This window comes from Corynebacterium sp. AOP12-C2-36, assembly GCF_052379185.1.
In the GTDB taxonomy this organism is placed as follows: Bacteria; Actinomycetota; Actinomycetes; order Mycobacteriales; family Mycobacteriaceae; genus Corynebacterium.
Genome location: NZ_JBQSYJ010000017.1, coordinates 1 through 12,527 on the forward strand (window position 1 = coordinate 1; position 12,527 = coordinate 12,527).

Genomic DNA, 12,527 nt, shown 5'->3' on the forward strand with positions numbered 1-12,527 from the left:
GCGTACACACACAGCATAGGCTGCCAACCGGAATGTGGAGTCCGGGGCCGACGAACGAACTGGTGGGGATGAAGACGTCATGCTCTGCAGAGTAGCGGCCAGAGCAACTCCTGAGTCGAAAGCCTCCAAGATACTTGCGCCCGTAGGTCGCAGACAGCGCAAGCGCCGGTTGCTCAGCAAAACCTCGTAGTCCGCGTCGATAGCGAGTCCCGCCAAAGTACTGCCGAAGTGTCCGGCACCCATGAACCGGATTTTCTTGATGCTGACCGCAACACCGGGTGTCCAGCCGCCATTCCCTTACAGGCAGAAGCAGGAAGCTGCCCGACCAACCTGGCTTGAGTTCTCTCCGGACAGGTGGGCCACACCAGAAGTTCGTGACCGAATCCCACCGAAACCCTCGGGAGAACCGCCCCGCCCACCACTGTTCGGGACTTCGCCGCGCGACTCCCCCAACTGACAATCTCAGAGGACCTGACATCCGGACAACGAAAAACCGGAGGTCGCAAACCCTTTCGAGTTTGTAACCTCCGGCCGGTTCAGTTCGTGAACCGCTCACTGTGGGCGAAGGGGGACTTGAACCCCCACGTCCCTAAGGACACTGGCACCTGAAGCCAGCGCGTCTGCCATTCCGCCACTCGCCCGTGGCATCGATAACTAGCATCGACGTGGGTTGCTTCTGCAACGGAGAGTAACACTAGCATCGCCACCCCCGCCACACAAAGGCGCAGGACAAAGCACATTTCCTCGCCCGCTCCATGGCGCCTTCAAGACCAAGCTCCACGGCCCGGCAGCCCCACACGCCGTCGGCGACACCCACTTCACAGCCACAGTCCGTATAGTGGGCCGACAACGTGTGCCGTCCTCCTGTCGGCACCCCGGCAGCCGGCGACCCCGCCACACACATACCGGCCCGCGGGACGAGAGAACGAAAGGTGAGGCGTAACCACCATGGACCTCTTCGGTCGCTTCCGTAAGCTCGACAGCTCCCTGCAGCGCGGGCTGGACAACGGCTTCGCACGCGTCTTCGGCGGCGAGGTCGTCCCCGCCGAGATCGACGAACTCCTCAAGCAGGAGGTCGAGGACACCCTCATGGAGGACCAGACCGGAACGGTCTTCGCACCCTCCTCCTACCGCGTCCACGTCTCCGAGCACGACCACGCCGCCCTGCTCGAGGCCCGGCCCGACCTCGCCAACGAGCTCCGCGGCCGGCTCCAACGCTTCATCCGCAACGAAGGATGGGACAGCCGCCACCCGGTCGCCGTGGAGATCATCAAGGACGACGGTCTCCACACCGGCCAGCTCAAGGCCCGCTCCTCCTTCGAGAAGACCGAGCAGCCCGAACCGCACTGGCCGCGCAGCGAGCCGGACTCCGGCCGCAGCTCCGTCGCCCACCCCTACGACGCCGACGACTCCCCCTCCGCCCCGGAAGCGCCCGCCGCCCCCGCCGCAGACCCCAACCCGCTCGTCGGGTTGGCCCGTCCCTCGGAGTCGCCCCAGGCCGCGCAGGCCCGCCAGGCCGACGAGCAGGCACAGCAGTCGGCGGAGGAACCGCCACTCGGCGAACCCCTGCAGAGCTACCCCGGCACCGAGGTCATCTCCCACAACGCCCAGGCCCCGGCGAACAACGCCGACGAGGCCACCGGCGCGGCCAACGCCGCAGAGGGCGAACAGGCACCGCAGACCACCGTCACCCTGTTCCTGCAGGACGGTTCCGCGCGGAACTTCCTGCTCCAGCACGGGACGAACGTGATCGGGCGCGGCAACGCCGTGGACTTCCGCCTGCCGGACACCGGTGTCTCCCGTCAGCACGCGGAGATCACCTGGGACGGTTACGACGCCGTCCTGACCGACCTGAAGTCCACCAACGGCACCACCGTCAACGAGATCCCCGTGGACAGCTGGCTGCTCGCCGACGGTGACGTGATCACCATCGGGCACAGTGAGATCGACGTTCGGTTCAGTTGACGGGGTCTCCGGAAGGTAGATTCAGCCGGTAGGATCAATCGTTGACCGACCGGTCAACCCACCGGCACGAAGGAGATGACCCGAATGCAGACGACTCTGGTGCTGCTCGCCAAGATCGCCCTGCTCGTCGTGCTGTGGCTGTTCATCTGGGTGGCCGTCCGCGCCATGCGCAAGGACGTGAACACCATGGCAGCCACGGCAGGCGCCGCACCTGCCGCTGGCCCGTCGACCGGCGCACCCGCCGGTGCGGCACCGGCGCACAAGGCGTCCGGCGGACGCGGTTTCCGACGTGCCACTCCCCCGGGATCGTTGACGGTCACCTCCGGGCCACTGAACGGGACGACCCTGAACCTGCAGGGCTACCAGGACGTGACCCTGGGCCGCTCGGGGTCCTGCACCCTCGTCCTGGAGGACGACTTCGCCTCCGGGACCCACGCACGGCTGTTCCACCAGGGCGGCACCTGGCTGCTCGAGGACCTGGACTCACGTAACGGCTCCTTCCTCAACGGCCAGCGCATCGACCAGCCCGAGCAGCTCTCCGCAGGTCAGGAGATCCGCATCGGCCAGACCACGGTGAGGTTGGAAGCATGACAGAGACGACCGCCACGCCCCTCGCACTGAACTACGCGGCCCTGTCGGACCGCGGCCTGGTGCGCACGAACAACGAGGACTCCGCCGTCGCGTCCCCCCACCTGCTGGCGCTCGCCGACGGGATGGGTGGCCACGCCGCCGGCGAGGTCGCCTCCGAGCTGATGATCACCTCGCTCTACGTCCTGGAGAACACGCTCTCCCAGGGCGTGGAGCCGTCCGGGGACCGTCTGCTGACGATGCTCGCCGAGGCCATGGACGACGGCAACCGTGCCATCGCCGCCCACGTGGACGACAACCCCACCCAGGAGGGCATGGGCTGCACGTTGACCACCATGGTCTTCGACGGCGCCTCACTGGGCGTCTGCCACGTCGGTGACTCCCGCGGCTACCTGCTGCGCGACGGCACCCTGACGCAGATCACCAAGGACGACACCTTCGTGCAGTCCCTCGTCGACGAGGGCAAGCTCGCACCGGAGGACGTCAGCAGCCACCCGCAGCGCTCGCTGATCCTCAAGGCGCTCACCGGCCGACCGGTCGAACCCACCCTGACCCTGCGCGATGCGCAGCCGGGTGACCGCTACCTGCTGTGCTCCGACGGCCTCTCCGACCCGGTCAGCTTCGACACCATCCGCGACGTGCTGGCCACCGGCACCCCGGAGGAGTCCGGCTCGCAGCTCATCAACCTGGCACTGCGCGGCGGCGGGCCCGACAACGTCACCGTCGTCGTCGCCGACGTCGTGGACCCCACCGGCCTCCCCGAGGGCTCCGTGCTGCCCACCGCCCCCGCCCTGGCCGGCGCGGTGAACACCAACGCCCCCGAACTCCCCCGGCCGAACACCTCCGCCGGACGCGCCTCGGCCGTCAACGTGGTGCAGCGTCCCCGCTCCACCCAGACCGACTCCGGCGCCGCCACGGCGGAGCCGGAGACCGAGGAGCCTGAACAACGCAAGAAGCGTGGCAAGGGACTGTTCATCACCCTCGCCGCGATGCTCGTGCTCGTCGTCGCCGCCGGAGCAACGGTCTGGTACGTCCGCGACTCCCTGAGCCAGTCGTACTTCATCGCCGTCGCAGAGACCGGCGCCGCCGCCACGACGACGTCCACCACGACACCGCTGACGGCGCCCGCCCCGGCCTCCGGCTCGGCGTCCGCCTCCGAGTCGGCATCGGCGTCGGCGTCGGCGGCACCCACCGAGCAGCCCGCCGCCCCCGCCGAGACCGGCCCGCCGATCCAGATCTACCAGGGCGCCCCGGGAAGCATCCTGGGCATCTCCACCCAGTCGGTCTACCAGGAGGTCTGCCTCTCGGACGACGCCGAGGTGCGTCTGCTGCCCGCCGGCAGCGACGACGACTGCCACCGGTTCTCCACCTCCGACCTCACCCCGGCGGCCCGCGGCACCCTCGACAACCTGCCCCGCGACTCCTACGAGGAGATCCAGGGCCAGATCCGCCGGCTCGCCGAGCAGACCCTGCCGGTCTGCGTGACCCGTGACAACGCGGCGGACGCCCGCAGCGGCGAGCCGTCCGACCTCACGACCCCCGGCGTCTCCTGCAGGGAGGTGGACTGACATGTTCCGTGAGGCCCACGCCCGCGGCCTGGAGCTCGCCCTGCTGGTGTTCTCCGCCGTCATCCTCGGCATCGCACTGATCGCCCTGCAACTCTCCCAGGGCAACGACCTGGACTCCGAGGTCGGCATCCTCGTCGGCGGCTACATCCTCGTCTTCGGCTTCGCCCACCTGGTGCTCTGTCTGAAGGCGCCCAACGCCGACCAGATCATGCTGCCCGTCGCCGCGATGCTCAACGCCATCGGCCTGGTGATGATCTACCGGATCGACCTCGCCGCAGAGACCACCCGGTCCAACTCCCAGGTGATGTGGACCGTGATCGCCCTGGTTATCTTCGCCGGGGTCATCTGGTTCCTGAAGTCCCACAACAGCCTGCAGAACTACGCCTTCCTCCTCGGACTCGGCGGACTGATCCTGTCGGCCCTGCCGATCGTCTGGGCCCGCGTCTTCCCCTCGGAGCTCACGGCGGACGCCCAGGTCTGGATCAGCATCGGGCCGATCTCCATCCAGCCCGGCGAGTTCGCGAAGATCATGCTGCTCATCTTCTTCGCCGCCCTGCTGGTCAACAAGCGGGCCCTGTTCTCCGTGGCCGGCTACCGGTTCCTCGGCATGCAGTTCCCCCGCCTGCGTGACCTCGGTCCGATCCTGCTGGTCTGGGGCCTTGCCATCCTGATCTCGATCTTCCAGAACGACTTCGGCCCCGCCCTGCTGCTCTTCGGCACCGTGCTCGGCATGCTGTACATGGCCACCGGCCGCGCCTCCTGGCTGGTCCTCGGCCTGGGCCTGGCGATCATCGGCGCCTGGGGTGTCTTCCAGATCTCCGACAAGATCCAGGACCGCTTCACCAACTTCCTCGACCCGCTGGCCACCTACGACGAGGGCACCGGCTACCAGCTGTCCCAGGCACTGTTCGGCATGTCCTTCGGCGGCTTGACCGGCACCGGGCTGGGCGAAGGCTATCCGCAGGTCGTCCCTGTGTCCTACGCCGACTTCATCATGTCCTCCATCGGTGAGGAACTCGGTTTCGTGGGCCTGGCGGCCGTGCTCATGCTCTTCGCCGTCTTCGTCACCCGCGGGTTCATCATCGCCCTGCGCACCCCGGACTCCTTCGGGAAGCTCGTCGCCGCCGGGCTGTCCCTGACGATCGCCATCCAGGTGTTCGTGGTCACCGGCGGCATCTCCAAGCTCCTGCCGATGACCGGACTGACCACCCCGTTCATGTCCCACGGCGGGTCCAGCCTGCTGGCGAACTACGTCCTGCTGGCGATCCTGCTGAAGATCTCACACGACGTGAACACCCGCAAGGCCGCGGGGCCGCCACAGGACCCGGCGGGTCCACAGGCTGACCCACAGGCAGACCCGCAGACGTCACTCAACCCGGTGGTCAACAACCAGTACCCCGGCCAGTACCCCGATCAGTCCCATGCAGACCAGACACCCAAGGAGGCCCGCTCGTGAACAGGTCCATCCGTAACGTCTCGGTCTTCACCTTCGTCCTGGTCATCATCCTGCTGGTGAACCTGACCTGGATCCAGGGTTTCCAGACGTCCCGCTACGCCGAGAACTCCCTGAACGCACGCCAGTACTACGAGACGAAGTCCATCCCGCGCGGCCAGATCTCCGCCGGCGGTCAGATCCTCGCCCAGTCCGAGGCCGACGAGAACGACTTCTACTTCCGTGACTACCCGACCGCCCCGGCGTCCTACGGGGCGGTGCTGGGGTACCTCTCCGACCGCTACGGCGCCTCCGGCATCGAGGCGTCGCAGAACTCCATCCTCGACGGAACGGACGACTCCCTCTTCGCCACCCGCGCCTGGGACACCCTCACCGGCAAGGAGCGCCGCGGCGCCAACGTGGAACTCACCCTGCAGCCCAACGTGCAGCAGGTCGCCTACGACGAGCTCTCCTCTCGCGGCTACTCGGGCTCCGTCGTGGCCCTGCGCCCGTCCACCGGCGAGGTCCTCGCCATGGCGTCGACGCCGAGCTTCGACCCCTCCGTGGTCAGCAGCTCCGACTCCGCCACCGCGGACGCGGCCTTCGAGGAACTCCAGGCGAGCCCGGACGCGCCCCTGCTGAACCGCTCCACCCAGCAGACCCAGCCGCCCGGCTCCACCTTCAAACTCATCACCACCGCCGCGGCGCTGGCCGAGGGCGACACCGCCGACACGATGGTCACCGGCGAGTCCGAGATCACCCTGCCGGACACCACCACCACGCTGGAGAACTACGACGGGACGTCCTGCGGTGCCTCCCAGGTGCCGCTGCGCACCGCCTTCGAGAAGTCCTGCAACACCTCCTTCGTGGACCTGGTGAACCGCCACGGCGAGGAGTCCTTCCGCGCCACCGCCGACGCCTTCGGCATCGGTGCCGAGGACGACGAGGACTTCGGCCTGCCCATCCAGAACTCCACCATCGGTGACATCCCCGACTCCGCCGCGCTGAGCCAGTCCGCCATCGGCCAGCGCGACGTGGCCCTGACGCCGCTGCAGAACGCGGTCATCGCCGCGTCCATCGCCAACGACGGGGTACGGATGAAGCCGCACATCGTCAAGCAGGTCACCGGACAGGACCTCAACGTGATCCAGGAGACCCGTCCCGAGGAGGCCGGCCGTGCCATCGACTCCGACGTCGCCTCACAGCTCACCGAGCTGATGGAGGGTGCCGAGCAGTACGCCGGCGGCCAGTCCAACATCGCCTCGAAGACCGGTACCGCCGAGCACGGCGAGGACTCGCGCAACTCCAACCCGCACGCCTGGTACGTCGCCTTCGACCCGGACGAGGACGCCGACATCGCCGTCGCCGTCCTCGTCGAGAACGGCGGCGACGCCGGGCAGGCCGCCACCGGCGGCTCCGTCGCCGCACCCATCGGTCGCGCCGTGATCAACGCGGCGCTGCAGGAAGCACAGTAGCGAGGTGAATGGCGTGACCGGACCGAACGACCCGAACGACCCGAATAACCCGAGCAACCCCGCCAACTCAGGCGATCCCGACGGCACCCGTGTGTTCAGCACCCCGGAGGAGCACTCCGGCCCCGTGGACCCGGAGCAGATGACGCCCCGGGACCGCGCGGCGGCGGACCGCCTGCAGCGCGTCCTCGACACCCACTACGACTCCGCGGCCGGACGCCGCTTCGAGGTGTCCCGCATCGTCGGACGCGGCGGCATGTCCACCGTCTGGCTCGCGTACGACACCGTCGGCGAGCGGGACGTGGCCGTCAAGGTGCTCAAGCCCGAGCTCACCGACGACGCGGAGTTCCGCGACCGTTTCCGTCAGGAGGCCGAGGCCGCCGAGACGATCACCTCCGAGAACGTGGTCCGCACCTTCGACTACGGCGAGCAGACCGACGTCGACGGCAACGGCATCTCCTACTGCTTCATCGTGATGGAGTACGTGCAGGGCGAGTCCCTGGCGGACATCCTGTCGCGCCAGCGCACCCTGCCGGAGGTGATGGTCCTCGACCTCATCGCCCAGGCGGCCGTCGGGCTCCAGGAGATCCACGAGCGCCAGCTCATCCACCGCGACATCAAGCCCGGCAACCTCATGGTCACCGCCGACGGCGTCGTCAAGATCACCGACTTCGGCATCGCCAAGGCCGCCTCCGCCGTGCCGCTGACCCGTACCGGCATGGTCGTGGGCACCGCCCAGTACGTGTCCCCGGAGCAGGCCCAGGGCCTCACGATCCGGCCGTCGAGCGACGTCTACTCGCTCGGCGTGGTCGGCTACGAGGTGCTCGCCGGCGAGCGGCCCTTCTCCGGCGACTCCACGGTGTCCGTGGCTCTCAAGCACATCAACGAGACCGCACCGGAGTTGCCGGACACGGTCAGCGACCCGATGCGTCGTCTCATCGCGATCTGCCTGCGCAAGGACCCGGAGAGCCGTTACCGCGACGGCGCCGCGCTCGCCGCGGCCACCGTGCCCGTGCGCGACGGCCAGATGCCGCCGGACCCCGCCGCAGGCATGCCCACCGGCGCCGCCGCGGCCGTCGCACCGGCCACCGTCGTCGCCGACCGGGTGCCCACCGGCCAGAGCCGGCTGAGCGAGGTCACCGACGAGGCGAACATGGGCCCCGCACCACGCACGCGCAGCAAACGCGGCTGGATCTGGGCACTGGTCATCGGCCTGGTTGCCGTCCTCGGCGTCCTGCTGTGGTTCCTCACCCAGTACGGGCAGGACGACGCACCGAGCGCGCCCACACAGACGACCACCGTCACCAGCGAGGTCACCGAGGAGCAGACCGTGGTGCCCGAGCCGGTCGACCCCGGCGACACCGGCGACCCGGTGGAGACGTCCACGCCGGACACGACGTCCGACGAGTCCACGCCCTCGGAGACGTCCGGCGGCGGTACGACGGACACCACGGGCACCGGGGAGCCGTCGCAGCCGACGGTGCCGGAGACCAGCGGCCCCACCGAGGAGCCCACGGACCCCGACACCTCCGACCAGGCATCCCAGGAGCAGTTGCAGCCCGGCGGTAACACCGAGACGTCCCCGAACGGTGACTCCGGGGATGCCGCCGCCGACTGGCCCGCCATGGGGCGCCTGTGACGGCTGTGTCGACTGGGACGTCTGGTATTCGCACCGGAGCCCGTGGGATCGGTATTCTCCAAGGGAAAGCGTTCCCGCAGGGTCGGGGACGTCCGCACATCCGTAACTCGAGGAAGGGAGCAGCATGGACCTGAGCAACACCCGGCTCGGCGGTCGGTACCTGCTGGGGCCGGTCATCGGCACCGGAGGCATGTCCGACGTCTATGCGGCGACCGACGAACTCCTCGGCCGCGACATCGCGGTGAAGATGATGCGCGCCGACCTGGCCCGCGACGACACCTTCCTCGAGCGCTTCCGCCGCGAGGCGAAGAACGCCGCGAAGCTGAACCACCACGCCATCGTCGCCGTCTACGACACCGGTCAGACCGACGAGGCGAACGGGTCCGTGCCCTACATCGTGATGGAGCGTGTGCACGGCCAGACGTTGCGCGACACCCTGCGCGACTCCGGCCCCTTCCCGCTGGAGGAGGCGGGCCGGGTGATGGCCGAGGTCTGCCGGGCGTTGAGCTTCTCCCACGAGGCCGGCATCATCCACCGCGACATCAAGCCGGCGAACATCATGATCACCAACACCGGCGCGGTGAAGGTGATGGACTTCGGCATCGCCCGCGCGCTGTCGGACACCAGTTCGGCGATGACGCAGACCGCCGCCGTCATCGGCACCGCCCAGTACCTCTCGCCCGAGCAGGCCCGCGGCAAGTCCGCCGAGGCCCGGTCGGACATCTACGCCGCCGGCTGCGTGTTCTACGAGATCTCCACCGGTCAGCCGCCGTTCTCCGGGGAGTCGCCGTTCTCGGTGGCCTTCCAGCACGTCCAGGAGAGCCCGCTGCCGCCGTCGCAGGTCACCGGCATGAACCTGGACCAGAACCAGGCACTCGCACTGGACGCCGTCACGTTGACGGCGATGGCGAAGGACCCGTCCGACCGTTACGACAACAGCGCCGACATGGCGTCCGACCTGCAGCGCATCTCCGAGGGGCGGATGCCCCTGGCCGCGCAGGCCTACACCGACGAACCCGTGCAGGACGCGACGACGACGCACATGCCCGCCGCCGCGCCCGCGCCCACGCCGGCGCCCGCGCCGGCACCGCGGAAGGAGAAGAAGCGTCGCCGCGGGTGGGTCGTGGCCCTGTGGATCATCGCCATCCTCGCCCTCATCGGCGGCGGTACGGCGATCGCCGTCAACTGGTTGAACGATGACGGCTCCGAGCAGGTCGCGGCACTCGAGACGGTCCCCGACGTCAGCGGCCAGCCCCGCGACGAGGCGCTGAGCGCGCTGGAGGACGCCGGCTTCGACGTCACCGTCGAGGACCAGGCGGACGCCGAGGTACCGCGTGACGAGGCGATCCGCACGGACCCCGCTGCGGACTCCTCCGTCCCCTCCGGCTCGGAGGTGACGCTGTACGTGTCCTCCGGACGCGCCGTCACCGAGGTCCCGGACCTCAGCGGGATGACCACGCAGCAGGCCCAGGCCGCACTCGAGGAGGCGAACCTGCGCCTGCGCTCGAACGTATCCGAGCAGTCCAGCGACGACGTCACCGCGGGCCAGGTCATCGAGCAGACCCACCCGTCCGGCGCCCAGGTCGCCGAGGGCACCGAGGTGGGCATCACGGTGTCCACCGGCCCGGCGGACGTGCGTGTGCCGCGCGTGACCGGCCAGTCCCGCGACGACGCGGTGCAGAACCTGGAGGACGCCGGCTTCGAGGTCGACGTGGTCATGGTCGACTCCTCCGAGGACGAGGACCGGGTGCTGTCGGCGACCGACGAGGGCACCACCCAGTCACCGGGCACCACCATCACCCTGGAGGTCTCCCGCGGCAACCAGTTCACCATGCCGCAGCTGGTGGGCAAGGACTACGACGAGGTCTACAGCACGCTGCAGCAGGCGGGCTGGCGTGGCAACGCCAACCGGGTGAACCGCACCAACGTCAACCAGCTCGACCCGCTCGCCGTCGACCGGGTCGTGGGGCAGTCGGCCGAGGAGGGTCAGACGATCGACCGCAACGCGCCGATCACCGTGCGGGTCAACGTGCTGGGGATCCCCTGACGTCTCAGACGTCCGTGACCGGATGATCCCCGTCGCGCCCTCTTACTATCTGATATGTCAATGAATCTGCGATTATCGCAGGGTGACAATTGCCCTTGACAGCCTCACCTAAAGTCCGCAGAATCGGAGGGTAAGGCCAGGTTCCGTCACGGACGGAGCCCGACCGGGGTTTCCCCCCGACACCGGCCGGAGTCCCACAACGCACACCGACGTCCGATGACTCTCCGCCGTTCCACATCTTTCCCGTCATCGTCCCCGACGTGTACCGCGTGACCAGGCTCCCGCCCGTCGAGGGGCTCAAGCCTGTCATCGTTCTCGACTACCTGATCGGAGAAAGATAATGCGTATCGTTTCCGCCGACATCGACGGCACCCGACGTTTCGGGCGGGTGGACGACGAGGGAGTGGTCCACCTCTTCGTCACCGACCGTGACCCCCTTGACGCCCTCGACCCGGACGCACCGGAGATCCCGACCGACGGGACCGTCAACTTCGACGAACTCGACGTCCTTGAGCCGCCGCTGCCCGTCACGACCGTGCGCGACTTCATCACCTTCGAGCAGCACACCGCCGGCTCCATGCAGTCCATGACCGACGCCGGCAACGACGGCGAAGAGGTCCACGCACCCGACGAGTGGTTCCGCGCCCCGGCCTTCTACTTCACCAACCCCTACGCCGCCACCGGCTCGGGCCACGACGTGCGCGTCCCCCCCCCCGGGATGCGAGCTCTTCGACGTGGAGCTCGAGGTCGCGGCGGTCATCTCCAAGGACGGCTTCAACCTCTCCGTGGAGGAGGCCTGGGACCACATCGGCGGTTTCACCGTGCTCAACGACTGGTCCGCCCGTGACCTGCAGGCCGAGGAGATGAAGGTCGGTCTCGGCGCGGCGAAGGGCAAGGACTCCTCGATGAGCATCGGCCCGGTCGTGGTCACCAAGGACGAGCTGGAGCAGTACCGCGACGGCGAGTTCTACGACCTGACCATGGAGCTGTGGATCAACGGCACGAAGATCACCACGGACACCCTGGCCCACATGGCGTGGACCTTCGCCGAGATGGTGTCCTACGCCAGCCGTGGCGCGCAGATCCGTCGTGGCGACATCCTCGGCAGCGGCACCTGCGGCGGTGGCTGCCTGGCCGAGCACTGGGGCTGGAACGGCGAGCTCGAGCCCGCCCCGGTGAAGGTCGGCGACACCGTCACCGTCACCGTGCAGGGCATCGGCACCATCACCAACAAGATCATCGAACCGGTCGAGGTGCACCCGGTGCCCCGCGGCCGCAGCGTCGAATGGACCCGTCCGTCCTGACCTGCCTGCCCGGCCTGACCTGAACACCCCCTCCCCTCAAAAGCGAAAGGACCCATCCCCATGCAGTTCTGGGACTTCTTCTGGCTGTTGATCTACGCGTTCTTCCTGATCGCCTACCTCATCGTGCTCTTCCAGATCATCACCGACCTCTTCCGTGACCGTGACCTCGGCGGCGGCTGGAAGGCGGTCTGGATCATCTTCCTGATCCTGGTCCCGCTGATCACCGCGCTGGTCTACCTCGTCACCCGTGGCAGAGGCATGGCCGAGCGGCAGCGCGAGACCCAGGTCCAGGCCCAGCAGGGGGCGGAGGACTACATCCGGCACGTGGCCGGCTCCACCTCCCCCTCCGAGCAGATCTCGACCGCGAACCAGCTCCTGAAGGACGGTGTCATCACCTCCGAGGAGTTCGACCGGATCAAGGCCAAGGCGCTCTCCTGACCTAGGGCCGGGTGTGAACCCTGCATGACCCGACGCGAGAACCCGGCACCCACGTGGGTGCCGGGTTCTGTCGT

The 12,527-nt window shown here is 68.5% G+C and carries 10 protein-coding genes and 1 tRNA gene; 10 read left to right on the forward strand and 1 reads right to left on the reverse strand.

The window, feature by feature from the left end; translation table 11 throughout:
* Positions 1-558: 558 nt before the first annotated feature.
* Positions 559-641, reverse strand: a tRNA-Leu gene (locus ACT3UN_RS13090).
* A gap of 307 nt (positions 642-948) precedes the next feature.
* Between ACT3UN_RS13090 and ACT3UN_RS13095 the strand changes: the two genes are divergently transcribed.
* From ACT3UN_RS13095 to ACT3UN_RS13140, 10 genes are all read left to right on the forward strand, one after another.
* Positions 949-1,965, forward strand: coding sequence for a DUF3662 and FHA domain-containing protein (locus ACT3UN_RS13095; RefSeq protein WP_441582905.1), 1,017 nt, complete (start codon positions 949-951; stop codon positions 1,963-1,965).
* Positions 1,966-2,049: 84 nt separating this feature from the next.
* The gene (locus ACT3UN_RS13100; protein WP_441582904.1) at positions 2,050-2,556 is read left to right on the forward strand and encodes an FHA domain-containing protein FhaB/FipA; all 507 of its coding nucleotides are present in this window, start codon (positions 2,050-2,052) and stop codon (positions 2,554-2,556) included.
* Positions 2,553-4,121 carry a PP2C family protein-serine/threonine phosphatase gene (locus tag ACT3UN_RS13105; RefSeq protein WP_444657240.1) on the forward strand — a complete coding sequence of 523 codons (1,569 nt, stop codon included), beginning with the start codon at positions 2,553-2,555 and terminating at the stop codon, positions 4,119-4,121. Before ACT3UN_RS13100 ends, ACT3UN_RS13105 begins: the two co-directional genes overlap by 4 nt.
* Before the next feature lies 1 nt (position 4,122).
* The gene (locus tag ACT3UN_RS13110) at positions 4,123-5,577 is read left to right on the forward strand and encodes an FtsW/RodA/SpoVE family cell cycle protein (protein ID WP_444657241.1); all 1,455 of its coding nucleotides are present in this window, start codon (positions 4,123-4,125) and stop codon (positions 5,575-5,577) included.
* A complete protein-coding gene (locus ACT3UN_RS13115; protein ID WP_441582901.1) occupies positions 5,574-7,028 on the forward strand; it encodes a peptidoglycan D,D-transpeptidase FtsI family protein in 1,455 nt (484 codons plus the stop codon). Before ACT3UN_RS13110 ends, ACT3UN_RS13115 begins: the two co-directional genes overlap by 4 nt.
* Positions 7,029-7,167: 139 nt before the next feature.
* Positions 7,168-8,664, forward strand: coding sequence for a serine/threonine-protein kinase (locus ACT3UN_RS13120; RefSeq protein ID WP_444657257.1), 1,497 nt, complete (start codon positions 7,168-7,170; stop codon positions 8,662-8,664).
* Positions 8,665-8,788: 124 nt separating this feature from the next.
* Positions 8,789-10,711, forward strand: a complete 1,923-nt coding sequence (pknB, locus tag ACT3UN_RS13125; RefSeq protein WP_444657242.1) for a Stk1 family PASTA domain-containing Ser/Thr kinase — start codon at positions 8,789-8,791, stop codon at positions 10,709-10,711.
* A gap of 340 nt (positions 10,712-11,051) precedes the next feature.
* Entirely contained in the window at positions 11,052-11,558 is a 507-nt protein-coding gene (locus ACT3UN_RS13130) for a hypothetical protein (protein ID WP_444657243.1), read from the forward strand.
* Positions 11,446-12,015 (forward strand): fumarylacetoacetate hydrolase family protein, encoded by a 570-nt coding sequence (locus ACT3UN_RS13135; RefSeq protein ID WP_441582897.1) that lies wholly within the window; start codon positions 11,446-11,448, stop codon positions 12,013-12,015. Before ACT3UN_RS13130 ends, ACT3UN_RS13135 begins: the two co-directional genes overlap by 113 nt.
* A 60-nt stretch (positions 12,016-12,075) precedes the next feature.
* Positions 12,076-12,453: a PLDc N-terminal domain-containing protein gene (locus ACT3UN_RS13140; RefSeq protein WP_441582896.1), complete on the forward strand. Its 378-nt coding sequence runs from the start codon at positions 12,076-12,078 to the stop codon at positions 12,451-12,453.
* Positions 12,454-12,527 lie beyond the last annotated feature (74 nt).

What these genes read in the sequence shown, in the direction of transcription:
- pknB (WP_444657242.1), top strand. Translation starts at nt 8,789, where the DNA reads ATGGACCTGAGCAACACCCGGCTCGGCGGTCGGTACCTGCTGGGGCCG.
- ACT3UN_RS13110 (WP_444657241.1), top strand. Translation starts at nt 4,123, where the DNA reads ATGTTCCGTGAGGCCCACGCCCGCGGCCTGGAGCTCGCCCTGCTGGTG.
- ACT3UN_RS13100 (WP_441582904.1), top strand. Translation starts at nt 2,050, where the DNA reads ATGCAGACGACTCTGGTGCTGCTCGCCAAGATCGCCCTGCTCGTCGTG.
- ACT3UN_RS13130 (WP_444657243.1), top strand. Translation starts at nt 11,052, where the DNA reads ATGCGTATCGTTTCCGCCGACATCGACGGCACCCGACGTTTCGGGCGG.
- ACT3UN_RS13095 (WP_441582905.1), top strand. Translation starts at nt 949, where the DNA reads ATGGACCTCTTCGGTCGCTTCCGTAAGCTCGACAGCTCCCTGCAGCGC.
- ACT3UN_RS13120 (WP_444657257.1), top strand. Translation starts at nt 7,168, where the DNA reads ATGACGCCCCGGGACCGCGCGGCGGCGGACCGCCTGCAGCGCGTCCTC.
- ACT3UN_RS13105 (WP_444657240.1), top strand. Translation starts at nt 2,553, where the DNA reads ATGACAGAGACGACCGCCACGCCCCTCGCACTGAACTACGCGGCCCTG.
- ACT3UN_RS13140 (WP_441582896.1), top strand. Translation starts at nt 12,076, where the DNA reads ATGCAGTTCTGGGACTTCTTCTGGCTGTTGATCTACGCGTTCTTCCTG.